Genomic DNA, 18,192 nt, shown 5'->3' with positions numbered 1-18,192 from the left:
CGGTCATTCCGGCAGCAGATCGTCCAGGTGGATCGGCACCTTCCGCACCCGGACCCCGGTGGCGTGATGCACCGCGTTCGCCACCGCGGCCGCGGCCCCGACGATGCCGATCTCGCCTGCACCCTTCGACCCCACCGGGCCGGCGTGCGCGTCGACGTCGTCGAGGCACACCGCGTCCAGATACCTGATGTCGGCGTGCGTGCTGACGTGATAGGAGGCCAGGTCCTGCGTCACGACGTGACCGAATCGGGGGTCGTTCACGCTGCTCTCGTGCAACGCCATCGACACCCCCATCGTCATGCCGCCGATGAGCTGCGACCGCACCGTCCGGGTGTTCACGACCCGGCCGATCGCGAACACGCCGAGCATGCGTTCGACTCGGATCTCGCAGGAGTCGCGGCGGACGTGCGCCTCCGCGAAATGGGCGCCGAACGAATGGAGCGCGAACTTCCCGGCGTCCGGATTGTCGAGGGTTCCCGCACTCGCCTCTGCCCCCGGAACCGGGGTGCTGCCGTGCTCGTCCCGGAACGCGCGGGCCGCCGCGACGATCGCGCTGCCCCAGGACGTCGTTCCCGTGGAGCCCCCGGCGACGGTCGCCGGCGGAAGGTTCGTGTCACCGATCTGCAGGACGACCGAATCCAGGGGGCACCCCAGTGCGTCGGCGGCGATCTGGGTGAGCGCCGTCCACGCACCGGTGCCGATGTCGACCGAGCCGATCTGCACGGAGTAGGTGCCGTCGGACTGGTACACGATCCGGGCCACCGATCCCGGCATGGTGTTCGCGGGGTATGTCGCGGACGCGACGCCCAATCCCACCTGCCATTCCGTGTCCGACCGTGACCGCGCCGTCGCGTCGCGCTCCGCCCACCCGAACCGTCGGGCGCCCTCCCGCAGACAGTCGGTGAGGCGTCGCCCCGACCACGGGCGGCCCGTGCTCGGGTCGACGTCGGGTTCGTTGCGGATCCGCAGTTCGATCGGGTCGAGTCCGCAGGCCGCGGCCAGCTCGTCCATCGCCACCTCGGCCGCGAACATCCCCGGCGTCTCGCCGGGGGCACGCATCCAGGAGGGGGCGGGCACGTCGAGGGCCGCGAGCCGGTGGGTGGTGTGCCGGTTCGGTGCGGAGTACATCATCCGTGACGGGACCGCCGACTGTTCGGCGAACTCCTTGATCTTCGCGGACTGTTCGATCGCCTCGTGGGAGAGCGCGGTCAGGCGGCCGTCGGCGTCCGCGCCGAGCCGGATGTGCTGCACCGTCGCGGTGCGATACGCGGAGAGGGCGAACATCTGCTGCCGGGTCAGCGCGAATTTCACCGGCCGTCCGGCCGACCGCTGCGCGGCGAGCACCGCGAGCACGTTGTGCGCGTGCGGCAGTCCCTTGGACCCGAACCCGCCGCCGACATACGGGGCGATCACTCGCACCTGCTCGACTTCGAGTCCGAACAGCGGCGCCAGGGTCTGCCGCACGGAATGGACGCCCTGCGTCGAATCGTGCAGCGTCAGAACCGGTCCGCTGCCGCCCGGCGTCCACCGGGCAATGGTGGCGTGTGGTTCCATCGGATTGTTGTGCTCCATCGCGGACGAGTACACCCGATCGACCGTGACCGCCGAGGCGGCGAGCGCGGCGTCCACGTCGCCGTCGTCGGTGTCGGTCGGGAACCCGGCGTTGACGTCGTCGGGCGCGTACAGATCGTCCCGGTCGGAACGGAAGTCGGTGTCGTGGGCTGCCTCGTCGTAGTCGACGCGGACGAGGCCGGCGCCGTGCCGGGCAACTTCCGGTGATTCCGCGACCACCGCGCCGACGAACTGGCCGCGGAAGTGGACCTCGGGGTCCTGCAGGATCGTGAGTTCCCCGTCCGAGGTGTCCGCGAGACGGGGCGCGTCGAACACCGTCAGGACCGCGAGCACCCCGCCCAGGGCTTCCGCGTCCGCCGTGTGCATCGCGGTGACCCGGCCGCGGCCGATCGTCGACAGGATCGGGTACAGGTACGCCGGGTCGTCCACGGGGTGCTCGAACGCATACGCCGCCGTCCCGGTCACCTTGTCGTGGGCGTCGAGGCGCTCGGCGGGAGTTCCGATCACCTTCGGCTCGACGAGTGTCATCGGCGCGCCTCCTCAACGAGTGACCGGAGTACCGACACGAGTACCCGGCGGGTCAGCACGACCTTGAACTCGTTCCCCGGAAGCGGCTGTGCGGCGGCGAGTTCCGACTCGGCCGCCGCGGTGAACGCGTCCTCCGTGGGCGGCGACCCGAGCAGGACCTCCTCGGCGCGTGTGGCGCGCCACGGCCGGTGCGCGACACCACCGAGCGCGATCCGCGCCGACGTGATCGACGCGTCGTCGATCGTCAGCTCGGCGGCCACCGACACCACCGCGAACGCGAACGACGCCCGGTCCCGCACCTTCCGGTACGCGGACCGGTTCCCGGCGGGCGGCGCGGGCAACTCCACGGCCGTCACGAGGTCGCCGTGCCGCAGGACGGTGTCGCGGTCGGGCCGGTCCCCGGGAAGCCGGTGGAACTCGCGCAGCGGGATCCGCTGTTCCCCGCCGGTGTCGCGCACCACCACGACCGCGTCGAGGGCCGTCATCGCGACGGCCATGTCGGACGGATGCACCGCGACGCAGTGCTCCGACGCACCGAGAATGGCGTGATAGCGGGCGTAACCACCGAGCGCGGAACACCCGGTGCCGGGCTCGCGTTTGTTGCACGGCGTCGTGACGTCCTGGAAGTACACGCAGCGGGTCCGCTGCAGCAGGTTTCCCGCGGTCGTCGCGAGGTTGCGCAGCTGTCCCGACGCACCGGACAGGAGCGCGCGTGACAGCATCGGGTACCGGGCCCGCACCACGTCGTGCGCGGCGAGGTCGCTGTTGCGGACGGCCGCCCCGATCCGGACCCCGCCGCCGGGAAGTGCGTCGACACCGTCGAGGGGGAGACGGCTCACATCGACGAGGAGATGCGGCGCCACCACCCCGAGTTTCATGTGATCGACGAGGTTGGTGCCACCGGCGAGGAACGCCGCCCGCGGATCGGCCGTGACCGTGGCGACGGCGCTGTCGACGTCGGTGGCACGCTCGTAGTCGAAGGGAATCACGCCTCCGCCGCCTGCCGGATCGCCGCGAGGATGTTCGGATAGGCGCCGCACCGGCAGAGGTTGCCGCTCATCCGTTCCCGGATCTCGTCGTCGGTGAGTTCGGGCGGAGCGGTCAGATTCTCGGTGACGGCACTCGGCTGCAGGGCCAGGAACTCGTCGAACATGCCGATCGCCGAACAGATCTGACCGGGCGTGCAGTAGCCGCACTGCAGCCCGTCCTGCTCGACGAACGCCTGCTGAACGGAATGCAGCACGTCGCCGTCGGCCAGTCCGTGCGCGGTGACGACGCGGGCACCGTCGTGGGCGACGGCGAACGTCAGGCAGGACGTGGCGCGCCGGCCGTCGAGGAGGACGGTGCAGGAACCGCACTGGCCGTGGTCGCAGCCTTTCTTCGGCGCGATGACCCCGAGGTGGTCGCGGAGCGCGTCGAGCAGAGTGGTGCGGGTGTCCACGTCGAGGGTCCGTTCTTCGCCGTCCACGGTGAGCACGATCTTACGGTAGCGGGGACTGTCCGGGGCATTCATGGCGGGAGGTTACCCGCGGTGCGCGGTCCCGAATCGGTGCCCGCGGTGGTTCCGCCGACGAAGGACTGGGTACTTGCTGAACCCGGACACAGTGGATGATCGGGAAGGGACGTCATGCGCGTCGAACACATCACGGTGGTCGTGCCCGCCCACGACGAGGAGGCGCTGCTGCCGCGATGCCTCGACGGGGTGCGAACCGCCGCGCGGGAAGTGTCGGTGCCGGTGACGATCGTCGTGGTACTCGACGGGTGCACCGACGGCAGCGAGGCCGTCGCCCGCGCGGCGGACGTCGACGTCGTGAAGCTGGGCGCGCGGAACGTCGGCGCCGCCCGGCGTGCGGGTTTCGACTCGGTCGCCGTGCGCCCGCACGAGTGGTTCGCCACCACGGACGCGGACTCGCTCGTCCCCGCACACTGGCTGTTCTCCCACCTGCGGCACGCGAGTCGCGGCGCGCAATTGGTGGCGGGAACGGTGACGGTCACCGACTGGTCGGGGTGGCCCGACCACGTCCGGTCGCGGTACGGCAGTGTCTACCGCTCCGGGACCGCCCACGGGCACGTGCACGGCGCGTCCCTCGGATTCTCCGCGGAGCTGTACCGGGCGGTGGGCGGGTTCGCCGACCTGCCCGCGCACGAGGACGTGGATCTGGTGCAGCGGATGGTCGAAGACGGAGCTCACGTGGTGTGGAGTATCGACGCGCCGGTGGAGACGTCGGCGCGGGCCGACGCCCGCGTGCCGCAGGGCTTCGCCACCTACCTGGAGGGACTGCAGGACCGATGAGCACCGACGTGACCGAGGGCAGCAGCCGCACCCACGCCGCCGTGCGCGCGATCATCCGCTCGGGCGACGCGGAACTGCCGTTGCCCGGCGACGGGTTCACCGCCGCCCGGTGGGCGCAACTCACGGAATGGTGCCGCCGCGACCTCTCGACCGGCCGGCTGCTCGAGGCACACGCCGACGCGGATGCGATCCTCGCCGAGATCGACGGCACCCGGGCCGGCCGGAACGAGTGGTGGGGAGTCTGGGCCAGCGAGCCACCACACCCGGTCCTGGACGCCGCCCACGACGCCGGCGGGTGGCGACTGCGAGGGACGAAGCCGTGGTGTTCCGGAGCGTCGATGTGCACGCACGCCCTGGTCACGGCGCGCGTCGACGGGCACCCCCGGCTGTTCGCCGTCGATCTGCGGGAGCCCGGGGTCACTCCGGGACGCGGGGGCTGGCGCAATCCGGGGATGGCGGCGACCGACACCGAGGCGGTGACGTTCGACGGCGTTCCCGCGAGAGCTGTCGGCGCCGCGGACCGGTACCTCGACCGGGCGGGGTTCTGGCACGGCGGCATCGGGGTGGCGGCCTGCTGGTTCGGTGGCGCGCTCGCCGTCGCGGAACCGCTGCGGGCCCGCGCACGCGGCGGCCGGGCGGACAGTCACCAACTCGCGCACCTCGGCGCGATCGACGTCGCCGTCAGCGCCATGCGATGGGCACTCGCGTCCGCGGCCACGGAGGTGGACGCGGGTCCCCTCGATCGGGGCTCCGCGCAGGTGCGGGCGTTCCGGGTGCGGGGCCTCGTCGAGCGCACCGCCGGCGAGGTGATCGACCGCGTCGGCCGCGCACTGGGCGCCGCGCCGCTCGCGAGCGACGCGGACCACGCCCGCAATGTCGCGGACCTGCTGGTCTACATCCGGCAATCCCACGCCGAACGCGATCTCGCGACACTCGGCGAACTCGTCGCAGGGGAGGACTGACCGTGGACAACGCCACCCGATTCCGGGAGACACCCGTGGCCGGCCGGGGCACCCCGGAGGACGTGTGGCAGCCGTGGCTGACCTCCGTCCGGTGGACGCCGATACCGCTCACGGAATGCGACCGCATGGTCGTCGTCGCACCGCATCCCGACGACGAGGTGCTCGGCGTGGGAGCGCTGATGGCTACCGCGGCGACCGCCGGTGTTCCCGTCCACGTAGTGGCGGTCACCGACGGCGGAGCGTCGCATCCCGGCTCGCCGACCCTGACACCCGACACGCTGGCGGCCGCGCGGATCGCCGAATCCACCCGGGCGACAGCGCTGTTGGGCGTCGATGAACCGCTCCGTCTCGGATTGCCGGACGGCGATGTGAGCGGACACGAGCAGGACCTCGCGGCACGCCTCGTCGACGTGCTCACCGCGACCTGCCAGCCCTTCGAGAGAGTCTGGGTTCTCGCCACCTGGCGAGCCGACGGCCACCCCGATCACGACGCCACCGGACGGGCCGCCGCGGCGGCATGTTCGGTCACCGGCCATCGAGTGATGGAGTATCCGGTCTGGATGTGGCACTGGGCGCGGCCCGCCGACCCGTCGGTGCCGTGGAACCGGATGCGAGAATTCGCGCCCGCCGACGACATCCTGGCGCGCAAACGCCGGGCCGTCGACGAATTCCGCACCCAGATCCTCCCGCTGTCCGAGGACCCCCGGGACGCCGCGATCCTCCCGCCGTGGGTACTGGCGCGACTGATGCGGACGACGGAACGGGTGCTGTGGTGAGCGCGATGGATCCCGGCTACTTCGAGTCGATGTACGCGGAATCGGCGGACCCGTGGGGATTCGACGAACGGTGGTACGAACACCGCAAGTACGCGCTCACGCTCGCCGCCCTGCCCCGTCGGCACTATCGGCGGGCGTACGAACCGGGATGCTCGATCGGGGTACTGACGGCGCAGTTGGCGAGACGCTGCGACCGGGTCGTCGCCACGGACGTGGTGCCCCGTGCCCTGGCGAGCGCACGCGACCGCATACGCCGTGCGGGACTGGCCGACCGCGTGGACCTGGGCCGGGCATCGCTGCTCGACCCGTGGCCGGACGGTACCTTCGACCTCGTGGTGCTCAGCGAGGTGCTGTACTACCTGCCGCCCGCAGACCTGGGCACCGTCCTGGGGCTGGCCGTCGACTCGCTGGAGGAGGGCGGCACCCTCGTGGCCGTGCACTGGCAGCATCCGGTGCCCGAGTATCCGCAGACCGGCCGCGCGGTGCACGACGCGGTCGCGGCGCTCGACGGCCTCCACAGTGCCGGGTCGTACCGCGACGCGGACTTCCGTCTCGACGTCTACACGCGGGGTGCAACGCCCTCGGTCGCCGCGGCGGAAGGGCTGAGCTGACCGGTCGGCTCTCTCACTGTTCGGGCAGGCTGCCGGTCTCCAGGAAGATGACACGCCTGCCGATTTCTACCGTGTGGTCGCAGAACCGCTCGTAGAAGCGGCCGAGCAGGGTGATGTCGACGGCCGACTGGACACCGTGCGGCCAGTCCTCCGCCTGGGTGATCGTGAACAGGCTGCGGTGGAGGTCGTCCATCGCCTCGTCCGCCGTCAGCAATCCGCGGGCGCGCTCGGGGTCGCGGTGCTGCAGCACCTGCTCGGTCTCCCTCGCCTGCGCGACGGCGACGGTGCCCATCTCGGTGAACACGTCCCGCACCTCGTCGGGGACCACGTGGTCGGGATGCCGCCGGCGGGCGATCTTCGCGATGTGCACCGCGAGACCACCCATCCTGTGCAGATCCGCGGAGATGTGGAGGCCACCGACCATGAATCGGAGATCGTGAGCCACCGGCGCCTGCAACGCGAGGAGCGCGAACGCACGTTTCTCCCAGTGCGCCGCCGCATCGTCGAGCTCGCCGCTCACGCCGATGACATGCTCGGCGAGCTCGAGGTCTGCCTGCAGCAGCGCGTCGCTCGCCTCCGACATCGCGGTGACGGACAGCCGGCACATCGCGGCGAGATCGCCCGACAGACTGTCGAGATTCTCCGCGAAACGAGTACGCATCGGCTCAGCCTAGGGGTTTCCGGGACAGGTGCCTCGCTCTACCGGGGGTCGGCGTGCGCCAGCTTCCGGTACCCCTGGGCACCCACCCGGTCGACTGCCGCCTTGACCAGGCCGAAAACGGTGCCCTGCACGGCGGCCGCGATCAGCACCTCGCGGGTGCTGCGGGACAGATCCTTCGGGTCGGGAGCCTCGGATTCGCCTGCGACGCGCTTCCACACCTGACCGAACACGGCGCTCGCCGCGATTCCACCGGCGACACTCGCCGCCAGCGCCAACGGTGTGTACATCGCCTTCGATGCCGCGCTCATGTACCCGCCCTTCGCATTCGATCCCGTCGATCGTCCTCCGCCGGTCGAGTACCCGGATTCGCGCGTCCTCACACCGCCGCGGTCGTGACCGGGGGATTGTTTCGTTCGACGCGTAGCTGGGGAAAGCGTTCCGTATGACCCACGAATCAACTGGAGAGCCGACTCGCATCGTCGTCGTGGGCAGCGGCTTCGCCGGATTCGAGTGCGCACGCGCGCTAGCGCGTCGCCTCCCGGAGGCCGACGCCCGCGTCATCATGATCTCGCCCCACGACTACATGCTCTACACACCACTCCTGCCCGAGGTGGCGGGCGGAATCCTGGATGCCCGGTTCGTCACCGTTCCACTGTCCGAGGCGCTGCCGGACGTCGAACTCGTGCGGGGCAGAGTCGACGCCGTCGACTTCGAGGCCCGCACGGTGCACGTCACCGATTGCGAGGAGGGTGTCGAGCAGGTCGGTTGGGACCGGGTGGTGCTCACCCCCGGATCGGTGACCCGGCTGTTCGACATTCCCGGACTCGCCGAGCACGCCCGGGGACTGAAGACGCCGGCCGAGGCACTGTACTTCCGTGACCAGCTCCTCACCCAGATCGAACTTTCCGAGCGGGACACCGACCCCCGCGTCGCCGACGCCCGCCGGACGGTCGTCGTGGTCGGTGCGTCCTACGCGGGCACGGAACTCACGGCCCAACTCCGCGCCCTGGCCGACGAAGCAGCGTCCCGTCGCAACCTCGACCCCGCGAAGATCCGGTTCCTGCTGCTCGACGCCGCCGACAAGGTGATGCCCGAGGTAGGGGAGAAGCTGGGCGGCAAGGTGCTGGAGGTGCTCCGCTCGCGCGGCATCGAGGTGCGACTGGGCACCACCCTGACGGAACTCGGACCCGAACACGTCACTCTCGACGACGGAACCGTCGTTCCCACCCGCACGGTCGCCTGGGTGACGGGTGTCACCGCCGGCCCCCTCGTCGACACGCTCGGATTGCCCACCGAGAAGGGGAGAGTGACGGTGCGCCCCGACCTCTCGGTCGACGGGCATCCCGACGTCTTCGCGGGTGGCGACGCCGCGGCCGTTGCCGATCCGAAGAACAGCGGGTCGATCACCCCGCCCACCGCGCAGCACGCCGTCCGGCAGGGGCGGGCCCTTGCCCGCAACGTGGCGGCGAGCCTCGGCGTCGGCAACGCGAAACCGTACACCCATCGCGACATGGGTCTCGTGGTGGATCTTGGCCCCGGGTTCGCCGTCGCCAACCCCCTCGGGATCCGGCTGTCGGGGTTTCTCGCGAAGGTGGTCACGCGGGCATATCACCTCTACGCCATGCCGAACGCCGCCAATCGCTGGGCGGTGGCGCTCGCCTATCTCACCGACCTGATCTTTCCGCGTCCACTCGTGTCGATCGGGCTGGTCACCGACGCCGAATCACGGTTCGCCGCCGGCGAGGAAATCGGAGCGCAGACCTGAACGCGAGCACCGCCTACGCGACGCGGCTCACGTTTCCGATGCGGTCGGGGAGGGTAAGCGCGGAAAGTCGTCAGGTACCGATTCGAGGGAGTGGTCGTCATCGAGGCACATCGCGACACGTCGGCGTCGGCTTCGGATGTGTGGTCCGTCCTCGCCAACGGGTGGCTGTACCCGTCGTGGGTGGTCGGCGCGTCCCGGATGCGTGCCGTCTCCGACGACTGGCCCGCGGTGGGAAGCCGACTGCACCATTCCGTCGGCGCCTGGCCCGCACTGATCGACGACTCCACCGAGGTTCTCGTCGCCGAGGAGAACCGTGAACTCCGGCTGCTCGCGCAGGTTACCCCCACGAAGGCGATCGTGCGCCTGCGCATGGAACCGCGTGGATCCGGGTGTCACCTCCAGATGTCGGAGGTCGCGGCTTCCGCACCGTTGAGCTGGGTTCCGCGGATCGCGCAGGACCTGGCGGTGCTCCCACGCAATCTCGAATGCCTGCGCCGACTGTCGTTCCTCGCCGAGCGAAACACCAAAGCCTGACATCGGAACCGGGCGGCGCGATCGCGGGGGGAGCGGGGCTGACGGTCACCTACTTTCGGCGGCGACGAGGGCAAGGAGCCACCGCGGGCCGACCGTGACGGCACCGAGTGCCTCGACCCGGGCCCGAAGGCCACGATCGGCGGTGACGACGGTGATCGGCCGGTCACCGTCCTTTTCTACGGCCACCACGTCGACGATCGCGTCGTCGCCCGAACCGTCCGCCGACACCACCCGCAGACCGCCGAATTCCCGCTCCTGCTCCCCGGCAACCGCCGCCTTCGCCGCACCCTCGATCACGACCACCACCTCGGACGGCTGGGCCAGATGTCGTTCCAGAGCGCCCAGTTGGACGAGGAGTCGCCGGGCCGCACCCGCACGATCACGCCACCAGCCGTCGGGCCGCGCGCCGACGACGTTCGCCGCGTCCACCACGATCAGAGCAGTCCTGTCGTCAGTCATTTCCACAGTTTCCCCGCTCCGAACACCGAATACGACAAGTCTTCCGAATCGGGCAGCTGTGGGTGCTATGACAGTGATGACGGTGCGTCAGGGCGAGGAGACCGAAATGGACGTCCGCTTCATCTCCGGCGACGGGGTGCGTTCGTGTGCGGCGACCGAATTGACGGAGTTGCTCGACCGGCCCGACGGAGTGGTCTGGGTGGACATCCCGACCTGGGACGAACACGCGCACGACGCGTTGACCACAGTCTTCGGGTTTCATCCTCTCGCCGTGCGGGATTCGGAGCACCGCAATCAGGTTCCGAAGGTGCACAGGTATGTGGACCATTTCTTCGTGGTCCTGCACGCGCCGCAGTCGGGCGCGCACGGGCACGTCCATTACGTCGAACTGGACCAGTTCATCGGTACCCGCTACCTGGTGACAGTGCACGGCCCCGTGAATCCGGCGATCGATCCCTCGACGGCGATGGTCGAGGTGAATGCGGTGCTGGGCCGTCTGGAGTCGGGCAAGTTGCGGCCCGGCACGGCTTTCGAGTTGTCGTTCGCGCTGCTCGCGGCGTTGACAGCACGAATGCGGGCCTACACCGCCGAGTTGACCAAGGACGTGTGGAAGCTCGAACAGCAGGTCACCGGTGGGCACCTCGGTGATCCCGAAACGTTTCTCGACGAGATGTTCCGGGTCCGGCACGGTCTGCTCACGGTCGGCACCATGGCAGCGCTGAGCGGTGAGGTGTACGGCAGGATGGTCACCATCGAGGCATTCGGCGCCGGCAAGGGGCAGGACCTTCTTCTCGACGCGGTCGATCAGTTCCAGCACCTGACGGTAATGGCCAGGGGACAAAAGGATTACCTGCAGGGCACGATCGAGTTCTACCAGGCGCGCACCAACACCAAGATGACCGTCGCCGCCGAGCGCCTCGCCGTCATCGCGGCTGTCACGCTGCCGATCACCGCCCTGTCGTCCATCATCGGCATGAACGTGATCGTGAACGAACGGACGCAGTGGTCCTCCGTCGCCGTGATCGTGCTCGTCATGCTTGCCATGTCCGGGGCACTGCTCCTCTGGGCGAAGCGCAAAGGCTGGTTCTGACGCGAGCGGGTGACCGCTTTTCTGCAAGGCAGTGGATTCTCGGGGAGGGATCTCGTGCTACGAGGCGCCAACGTCTGACCCGGACGGAAACCCGAAATAGTCCGAATTGGTTCGCGTCGTCGCGCACAACCCAGGGGAGTGGGCCGACAAGAATACTCACGAAACCGAGGGTGGCCACACAAATCGCATCGAGAGCGGGGCCGTTGGCGCCCGGAGGGGAACCGGGGGAGCGGGACGCCGCTTGGTCGGCATGGCGCGAAAGGGGAGTGAGGCGTCCGGGTCCACTGCCGGGCGGGCAGCGAGCTCGTGCGCGATTCCGGGATCGCCGGCGCCTCGACGCTCAGGCGTATCCGCTCGCACGGCTGGTAAAGAGTCGGACCGTGACGGAATTGCTGGTTTTACCGAACCTCGGTTGTCCCGTCACATCGGCACACTCGTAGTAACCACCCACCAGAACTTCCGAATCCGATCAATCACCCCCCATCAAGCATCGACAACTGGAGGTTGGGGTACAGCTCGGATGGCCGTCGGGACCGCGCCTGGGTCCACGACGCGTCAGCGGGTCGGTTGTGTGACTGGAGGGACGCCAATGGCGACGGGGGAGCGCCGGCGAGGGGATTGGCGCCGGCGGCCACTGGCGCGAGGGGCCGATTGTGATGTACAACGTACTCGTAAGTTTGTGACTCAGGTCACTCGACCGCTATTACGGGGTACACCAGCACATGACCCGCACCACGGTGCAACAGCACGATCAGCGCACGACGTCGCCGCTCTCCGCCGAGGAGCCGTCGACCCGGCACACGCTACGCCCGACCGTGTACATCGCTTCCGTCTCGGCCGCGACTGCGACCGCGCCCGCCATCGTCGTGACGGGCTCCGTTCTCGTCGCGGTGGCTACTTCCGTGTCTGTGCTCGCTGCCGTAGCACTCGCCGCGCTCTTGATCTGACCGTCGTCCGCATCGCGGACGCACCCTTCGACCACCCCGCGGCTCTCGCCGACGCGGAAGACAGAAAGCACTGGCAATGAACACCTTCACGCCCACCTCGGCTCGCAATCGTGGCTTCACCCCTTCCCGTGGTTCGATGAGCACGGCGGAGATCAAGAACCGCATCGAAGCGATGTTCCGCGAGGACGACGAGCGCGAGTCGATCGCAGTTCGGGCGGAGTAGGGCGGCTGCCAGTCTCGCGAACCCGGCCCTTCGGGTGGGCCGCTTCCGCGGCGTCGGCGGCTCCGATCAACTGTGCGAGATCTTCTCCACCTTGTCGAACGCGTCGTGAACGGTGCTGCACGTGGGAATGGTCGCGCTCAGCCCGATGGCCTCGATGGGGCGCAGGACCGCCCGATTACCCGCCAGCGCCCACGTAATGTGCTGCCGCCGCGCCGATTCCGCGAACTCGGACAGAATCGACAGTCCCGACGTCCCGACGAAGTCGACCGCGGTCATGTCGACGACGACGCGCGAGAACGAGCCTCCGTCGATCAGATGTGCGAGAGCAAGCGCGAACGACGGTGCGGCGAGCACATCGATGTCGCCCGAGATTCGTCCCACGGTGGCGTTTGCGTACGGTGCGAATTCGACGGTCATGCGCAGACCGCGGTCGTGGGTGGGCACATCCTGTGCGCAACGGGTGGCCGGAGACGCCGACGGGGGAGTGGCGTGGAACGACGAGCGTGATGTCTTCATGACCCTCCGATCGCGTGCACCCTGTCGGTCTCAGTGCGCTATCGGCGGAAGGAGCGCACTGGCAGGAGAATCACAGCGGCATGGGAGTGCGCGCAATCCGTCCACCGCGCACAGCTGCGGCCTCCAAACAATCTGCGGCTGTGTTCTCAACCACCCGCGATCAACACTACGGCTCCACCAGGTGGGCATCAACCGATTGTCAACACATTCCGACCTCAGTGTAGGGTCTCGCTGCCGGTGGCATTTCGAGACGCTGCGACCCGCGGACGTGCGCGGTTGTCTCACGGCATGACTACCCGCAATCTGAAAAATGTGTCGCCCCAGAGCGTCTTCAGCGCCGCGCTTACGCCGCTGCGGCAGAACCCCGCCCTGACGTGTCGGAGCGCGGGACAGTTCGCTGGAACGTCGCGGTGATTGATCCAAGGACCGCCAAGGGAACAGCGAACAGAAGAAATCCCCAGTAAGAGGGGTACGCCCAATTCTCCAGCCCGACGATCGACAAACCAACGAGTGCCGCGACGGCCAACCAGGAAACCCGCTTTCGCATCGCCAATGCCGCCACCATAGGCGGTGCCGAGAGCAACAGCGCCAGACCGACCAGCGGCCATACCCCCAGGACGTGGACGATACGGTCATCGCACCGAAAAGAGGATTGGCTCTCGCCGATCTTCGAGCACGACAACGACACCTCAGCCATTGTGGACGAGGTCCCGACATCCGCGGTGAACGCCAACGCGGCCACAGCTAAGACCCACCACACTGCTCTCGACACGGCCGCAGCCTAACCCTTCGCATGTCCACCACCCGGGATCGCAACGGCAATCGACTCTCGGTGCGAAGCCACTCATCGCGCACCTGGTGGACGGGCGACGTCACGCGGGGGTGCCGAGCGGCGGGTGCTCGAGCACGCGTGGCTTGTACTCGACCAGCTGGATGCGGCCGTCGAAGGTCCGGTGCTCGATCATCTCGAGGGCGACGTCCGGGTAGCCGTCGTAGATGCGTTCTGCGCCCGTAGCCCCGGTGATCACCGGGAACATCACGACTCGGAAGCGGTCGACGAGTCCGGCCCGCAGGAGGGACCGGCACAGGCTGAGGCTGCCGATCGTGCTGAGGAGCCCCGAGCCACTCGACTTCATGGCGCGGACCGTCTCGGCGGCGTCGTCGCGGACGAGCGTGGAGTTGGCCCACGTCAGTGGCTCCTCGAGTGAGGAGGAGAACACCACCTTGGACGCTTGCGTGAGCTCGTCGACGGACGCCTCTTCTTCGGCCCTGAACTCGTCTTGGCCATTCGGGACCTCGCCGGCGGCGAAGCCTGACATAAGTCGGTAGGTGTTCGCTCCCATGAGGTAGGTGACCTCGGGCTGCTCGCCGAGCCAAGCGAGGTACTCAGGGCCCTCGAGGCCCCAGAACCCGGGCCAGCCCTCTCCCGATGCGTTGCCGTCAAGGGAAGTGATGAAGTCGACGAGAAGTTCTGACATGGCAGTGTCCTTTCCTCGGGTGTTACGAGTGTGGACCGGCCGCGGGCGACGAACTCATCGGATCCGTTGGGTTGTTTCGATGATAGATCGGCCATGGATCAGAAACCGCCGTTCTCGGGAGCCGGAGCCGTGAGACAGCACAAGGGGATCGGTCACCGGCCATCTTCTGGGTGGAATACAGGCGCCGTAAGGGTGCTGCCAAACCATGTTCATGAACGGAGAGGCATGTCGCGGCCAAGGGGTGCAGCCGAGATCCGTGCGGGGTGATCCCTAATGGACTGGCTTCAGGGATCACCCCACGGTGTCGACGACGGAATCGTGCTAGATGACCGCGCGTTCGACCAGTGGCCGGTTCTCGGCGATCCGCCGGTGCGAGAGTGCGGAAAGGTCCAGGGTGCGGAATTCGCCGTATGTGATCAGTTCGGCGACCCCGCGGCCGCAGGCCGGTGCCTGCTGGCTGCCGTGGCCGGAGAAGCCGTTGCACATGAACAGGTTCGGCACTTCGGTATGTGGGCCGATGATGGCGTTGTGATCGAAGGTGTTGAACTCGTAGTGGCCGACCCAGGAGTCGGTCACGGTGACGGCGCCGAGCTCGGGTAGACGCTTGGTGATCACAGGCAGCATCTTGTTCTCCCAGATGTCCTCCGGGTAGTCGAAGTCGTCGACGTCGACCGCTGGGTCGTCGTGGCTGGGTGGGCAGCCGACCAGGTAGTCGTACGCGCCGTAGGAGCGCATGTGCACCCCGGTCGGGTCGATGGTCAGGGGAAGGTCCTGAGCAAGAGGCCTTTCCGCGGAGAAGATGTAGGTGTAGCGGCGGCGTGCCTCGATGGGGAGGTCCACCCCGGCCATCCGCGCCACGTGCGCGGCGCGGGTACCGGCGGCGTCGACGACCGTCCCGGCGGCGATCACTTCGCCGCTGGCGAGGGTGAGCGTGTCGATGCGATCCCCGGTCCGACTGATCGACACGACCTCGTTCTCGATGTAGTCGACGCCGTGCTCGCGGGCTTTGCGTCGATACCAGTCGACCATCACCAGGGCGTCGAAGGCGCCCTCGTCGACGGTGTTGAGGCTGCCGGCGACGATGTCGTCGACGCGGTAGAAAGGATACTTCGCGGCGATCTCCTCACGCGAGAGGATCGTCGTCCCTGCCCCAGCGGAGGCCTGGAGACGCTTGTCCTGGCGCAGGGTTTCGGCGAACTCGTCGTTGTCGGCGAGGTAGAGGTAGCCGAAGTTCCGGATCGGCAGGTGCGGGATCTCGGAGCCACCGCCGAGGTTCTCGCGGAAATTCTTCACGAACTCGGCGGCGTACTGCGCGATCTCGATATTGATCTCGGTGGCGAACTGCTGGCGCATGCAGTTGTTGCTCGCCATGGTGGCCGAATTCTTCAGCGACGGGTCGCGTTCGACCACGAGGACGGAGCCGGTGAAGTCGGGGTTGGTAGCCAGGTACCAGGCGACCGCGGAGCCGCTGGTGGCGCCGCCGATGACGACGACGTCGTACGCGGAGTGTGTGGGTGTGGCGGGAAATGGTGTGCTGTTCATGGTTTCGGGCCGCTTCCATGCCGAGAGGAAGGTCTCGGCGACTGTGTGGATGGACTTGGGAGCTCGACGTAGGTCAGTCGAGGGCGAAGATCTGACCGGTCTGGACGCCCTCGATGGAGCGCACGTACGCCTGAGCGACATCCGCGAGGTCGACGGCAGGAAAGCCGGGAAAGTGGTCGCCGTAGGCGTCGAGGGCCTCGGTGAACACGGTCGGGCTGATCGCGTTGACGCGCTGCGGGGCGATCTCGACGGCAGCGGCGCGCACGAACGCCTCCACGGCGCCGTTGGCCAGGGACGCGGCGGTTCCGGTGGCGATGGGGGTGCGGGCGAGGATCCCGGTGATGAGGGTGAACGACCCGGTCGGGGCGATGCGGTGGATGCCCTGCCGGACCAGTTCGACCTGACTGCGGACCTTGCCGTCGTAGGCGGCAGCGTAGTCGTCGGCCGTCATCTCCCGAATGGTCTTGTAGGGCACGGTGCCGGCGGCGCTGGCAACGGCGTCGACGGCGCCGATGCTCTCGTAGAGCGCGGCGACGGAGGAGGGGTCGGTCAGGTCGACACGGAAGTCCCCGGAGGTGCGGCCGGCGGTGAGGACCTTGTGGCCGCGGTCGGCGAGGGCGGTGTGGACGGCGGAGCCGAGGCGGCCGGACGATCCGATCAGCAGAATGTTCATGAGGGCAACGCTAACCACGCCACTCAGCGTTGAGAAATGCTATTTCATGTGGTGTTATGCTCGACAGTAATGAATATCGAGTTGCGGCATCTGCGTGCCCTCGCCGCCATCGGCGACGAGGGCAGCATCACCGGTGCGGCCGCGGTGCTGCATGTGGCGCAGCCCGCGCTCTCACGCACACTCGGGCAACTCGAGGAACGGATCGGGACGAAACTCGTCGACCGCAGCACCCGGCACCTGGAGCTGACCGCGCAGGGGCAGCTGCTCTGGGAGCGTGCACATCGGATCCTGCAGAGCGTGGACGAGGCCGTCGCCGAGGTGCAAGCGGGCCCGGCGCCGCTGCGCGTCGGCTTCGCGTGGTCGGCCCTCGGTCGTCATACGGTGGCGTTGCTGCGGACCTGGAAGGACGACACCGGGACCGAACTGGTGGTCCGCCGCGTCGACGACCCCGCCCTGGCGTTGCGGAAAGGCGAGATCGACATGGCGTTCTTCCGCGCGAAACCAGGACCACCCGCCTTCGAGCACGCACTGCTCGGCCACGAGAACCGAATGCTCGCCCTCGCCGACGACGATCCGCTGAACCGCAAGGGCGCCCTGTCGCTCGATGATCTGGTTTCGCATCGAATCGCCTTGTGTTCCAATGCAGGAACGGCAGACCTGCAGCTGTGGCCGAAGAGCAGCCGCCCGGAGAAGACAGTTGTCGTGGCGAACGTCGACGAGTGGCTGACGACGATCGCCACGGGTGCCGCGATCGGTGTGACGAGCGATGCCACCGAGTACAGCCACCCCCATCCGGGGGTCACGTATCTGCCGCTCCCGAACACGAGTCCGGTCCCGGTCTACCTCACCTGGCCGCGCCACAACAGGCACCCCATGACCGACCGATTCGTTGTGCACGCCAAACAGATTCTGAACGAGAGAACACCCGACCCAGCCCGCAATCGATTCTGACCGCGGCCGGAATCGACGCCTGCATCGGCTTCTCGGACGACAACCCACAGCCCCGAGCTATCGCCGGATGACGATTTTGCGATCTGGGGAGGTAGACCCCCGACAGCCGAGCTTCTCGCAGCCGGGTCGATGGCGCCGAACCTCTGTCTCCTGGACCGGACCGTCGCGGAAGCGATCGCCTCGTCATCGCCCCCCACTCAACGTTCGATTGCCCGGTGGGCTGCCCGGACAGCGATCGAGCGAAGGGACCTGAGCAACACGCAGTGGGCCCAGGACGGACTTGACGCGCTCGAGAGACACTTTGCGCTTCCTGCGCCGTTCGACGGCCTCTTCAATGCGCGGCAGCGGGGCGAGACCGACCCCGCCCTTCGGCGGCTCCGTGCTCGCACGGAGCCAGCTCTCAGAAACCAGCAACTCGGGCGGCAAGTATTCGCCGTCAGTGCACTCACCAGCGCTGGGGCCGCCGATCCAGCGCGGGCGGCCCTGGACGCGACCTACTACGCGGTAGTCGACGATGAGGAGACCCGGGTGTTGTTAGGCGCAATCCGGTCGAAGTTCCTTCCTCGATGGACCGTTCGCCTTCATCAGGAACGTCCGCCGGTGCGGCCGGC

20 protein-coding genes are annotated in these 18,192 nt (G+C 68.3%); 9 read left to right on the top strand and 11 right to left on the bottom strand.

The window, feature by feature from the left end; genetic code table 11:
• Window positions 1–3: 3 nt before the first annotated feature.
• From ACFU5V_RS12365 to ACFU5V_RS12355, 3 genes are read right to left on the bottom strand one after another with little or no spacing between them, the layout of a single operon-like run.
• The gene (locus ACFU5V_RS12365; protein ID WP_378699436.1) at window positions 4–2,100 is read right to left on the bottom strand and encodes a xanthine dehydrogenase family protein molybdopterin-binding subunit; all 2,097 of its coding nucleotides are present in this window, start codon (window positions 2,098–2,100) and stop codon (window positions 4–6) included.
• The gene (locus ACFU5V_RS12360) at window positions 2,097–3,089 is read right to left on the bottom strand and encodes an FAD binding domain-containing protein (RefSeq protein ID WP_378699434.1); all 993 of its coding nucleotides are present in this window, start codon (window positions 3,087–3,089) and stop codon (window positions 2,097–2,099) included. Before ACFU5V_RS12360 ends, ACFU5V_RS12365 begins: the two co-directional genes overlap by 4 nt.
• On the bottom strand, window positions 3,086–3,613 hold the full coding sequence (locus ACFU5V_RS12355) for a 2Fe-2S iron-sulfur cluster-binding protein (RefSeq protein WP_378699432.1): 528 nt from the start codon (window positions 3,611–3,613) through the stop codon (window positions 3,086–3,088). Before ACFU5V_RS12355 ends, ACFU5V_RS12360 begins: the two co-directional genes overlap by 4 nt.
• 114 nt (window positions 3,614–3,727) lie before the next feature.
• Between ACFU5V_RS12355 and ACFU5V_RS12350 the strand changes: the two genes are divergently transcribed.
• The 4 genes from ACFU5V_RS12350 to ACFU5V_RS12335 are packed head-to-tail and all read left to right on the top strand — an operon-like array spanning window position 3,728 to window position 6,742.
• On the top strand, window positions 3,728–4,393 hold the full coding sequence (locus tag ACFU5V_RS12350) for a glycosyltransferase (protein WP_378699430.1): 666 nt from the start codon (window positions 3,728–3,730) through the stop codon (window positions 4,391–4,393).
• A complete protein-coding gene (locus ACFU5V_RS12345) occupies window positions 4,390–5,355 on the top strand; it encodes an acyl-CoA dehydrogenase family protein (protein WP_378699428.1) in 966 nt (321 codons plus the stop codon). Before ACFU5V_RS12350 ends, ACFU5V_RS12345 begins: the two co-directional genes overlap by 4 nt.
• Window positions 5,356–5,357: 2 nt before the next feature.
• Window positions 5,358–6,131, top strand: a complete 774-nt coding sequence (locus ACFU5V_RS12340) for a PIG-L deacetylase family protein (protein ID WP_378699426.1) — start codon at window positions 5,358–5,360, stop codon at window positions 6,129–6,131.
• A complete protein-coding gene (locus ACFU5V_RS12335; RefSeq protein ID WP_378699631.1) occupies window positions 6,125–6,742 on the top strand; it encodes a class I SAM-dependent DNA methyltransferase in 618 nt (205 codons plus the stop codon). Before ACFU5V_RS12340 ends, ACFU5V_RS12335 begins: the two co-directional genes overlap by 7 nt.
• A 13-nt stretch (window positions 6,743–6,755) precedes the next feature.
• On the opposite strand, the gene phoU is transcribed toward ACFU5V_RS12335, so the two are convergent.
• Both phoU and ACFU5V_RS12325 read right to left on the bottom strand, forming a co-directional pair.
• Window positions 6,756–7,403: a phosphate signaling complex protein PhoU gene (gene phoU, locus ACFU5V_RS12330; protein WP_378434752.1), complete on the bottom strand. Its 648-nt coding sequence runs from the start codon at window positions 7,401–7,403 to the stop codon at window positions 6,756–6,758.
• A 38-nt stretch (window positions 7,404–7,441) separates the two neighbouring features.
• Window positions 7,442–7,711, bottom strand: a complete 270-nt coding sequence (locus tag ACFU5V_RS12325) for a DUF4235 domain-containing protein (RefSeq protein WP_378434754.1) — start codon at window positions 7,709–7,711, stop codon at window positions 7,442–7,444.
• Between the two features lie 134 nt (window positions 7,712–7,845).
• Between ACFU5V_RS12325 and ACFU5V_RS12320 the strand changes: the two genes are divergently transcribed.
• Entirely contained in the window at window positions 7,846–9,168 is a 1,323-nt protein-coding gene (locus ACFU5V_RS12320) for an NAD(P)/FAD-dependent oxidoreductase (protein WP_378699424.1), read from the top strand.
• Between the two features lie 90 nt (window positions 9,169–9,258).
• A complete protein-coding gene (locus ACFU5V_RS12315) occupies window positions 9,259–9,702 on the top strand; it encodes an SRPBCC family protein (protein ID WP_378699421.1) in 444 nt (147 codons plus the stop codon).
• Between the two features lie 45 nt (window positions 9,703–9,747).
• Here the strand turns inward: ACFU5V_RS12315 and ACFU5V_RS12310 are convergent, their stop codons facing one another.
• A complete protein-coding gene (locus ACFU5V_RS12310) occupies window positions 9,748–10,161 on the bottom strand; it encodes an NYN domain-containing protein (protein ID WP_378699419.1) in 414 nt (137 codons plus the stop codon).
• 106 nt (window positions 10,162–10,267) lie between these two features.
• Between ACFU5V_RS12310 and ACFU5V_RS12305 the strand changes: the two genes are divergently transcribed.
• A complete protein-coding gene (locus tag ACFU5V_RS12305) occupies window positions 10,268–11,251 on the top strand; it encodes a magnesium transporter CorA family protein (RefSeq protein ID WP_378434782.1) in 984 nt (327 codons plus the stop codon).
• 751 nt (window positions 11,252–12,002) lie between these two features.
• On the opposite strand, the gene ACFU5V_RS12300 is transcribed toward ACFU5V_RS12305, so the two are convergent.
• On the bottom strand, window positions 12,003–12,269 hold the full coding sequence (locus ACFU5V_RS12300; protein ID WP_378699417.1) for a hypothetical protein: 267 nt from the start codon (window positions 12,267–12,269) through the stop codon (window positions 12,003–12,005).
• A 5-nt stretch (window positions 12,270–12,274) separates the two neighbouring features.
• On the opposite strand from ACFU5V_RS12300, the gene ACFU5V_RS12295 reads away from it, so the two are divergent.
• Window positions 12,275–12,421, top strand: coding sequence for a hypothetical protein (locus ACFU5V_RS12295; protein WP_378434764.1), 147 nt, complete (start codon window positions 12,275–12,277; stop codon window positions 12,419–12,421).
• A 66-nt stretch (window positions 12,422–12,487) separates the two neighbouring features.
• On the opposite strand, the gene ACFU5V_RS12290 is transcribed toward ACFU5V_RS12295, so the two are convergent.
• From ACFU5V_RS12290 to ACFU5V_RS12275, 4 genes are all read right to left on the bottom strand, one after another.
• Complete coding sequence (locus tag ACFU5V_RS12290; RefSeq protein ID WP_378434766.1) at window positions 12,488–12,937, bottom strand: STAS domain-containing protein; 450 nt, start codon at window positions 12,935–12,937, stop codon at window positions 12,488–12,490.
• An 872-nt stretch (window positions 12,938–13,809) separates the two neighbouring features.
• Window positions 13,810–14,415 (bottom strand): dihydrofolate reductase family protein, encoded by a 606-nt coding sequence (locus ACFU5V_RS12285; RefSeq protein WP_378434768.1) that lies wholly within the window; start codon window positions 14,413–14,415, stop codon window positions 13,810–13,812.
• A 321-nt stretch (window positions 14,416–14,736) separates the two neighbouring features.
• Window positions 14,737–15,957: an NAD(P)/FAD-dependent oxidoreductase gene (locus ACFU5V_RS12280; RefSeq protein ID WP_378699415.1), complete on the bottom strand. Its 1,221-nt coding sequence runs from the start codon at window positions 15,955–15,957 to the stop codon at window positions 14,737–14,739.
• A 73-nt stretch (window positions 15,958–16,030) separates the two neighbouring features.
• Window positions 16,031–16,630, bottom strand: coding sequence for a short chain dehydrogenase (locus ACFU5V_RS12275; RefSeq protein WP_378699413.1), 600 nt, complete (start codon window positions 16,628–16,630; stop codon window positions 16,031–16,033).
• 69 nt (window positions 16,631–16,699) lie between these two features.
• Between ACFU5V_RS12275 and ACFU5V_RS12270 the strand changes: the two genes are divergently transcribed.
• Entirely contained in the window at window positions 16,700–17,581 is an 882-nt protein-coding gene (locus ACFU5V_RS12270; protein ID WP_378699411.1) for a LysR family transcriptional regulator, read from the top strand.
• Window positions 17,582–18,192: the final 611 nt, after the last annotated feature.

Source organism: Rhodococcus sp. NPDC057529 (genome assembly GCF_042802055.1).
Lineage (GTDB): Bacteria > Actinomycetota > Actinomycetes > Mycobacteriales > Mycobacteriaceae > Rhodococcus_F.
The sequence above is the reverse complement of the archived record's forward strand: the minus strand, read 5'-3'. Positions and strand labels throughout refer to the sequence as shown.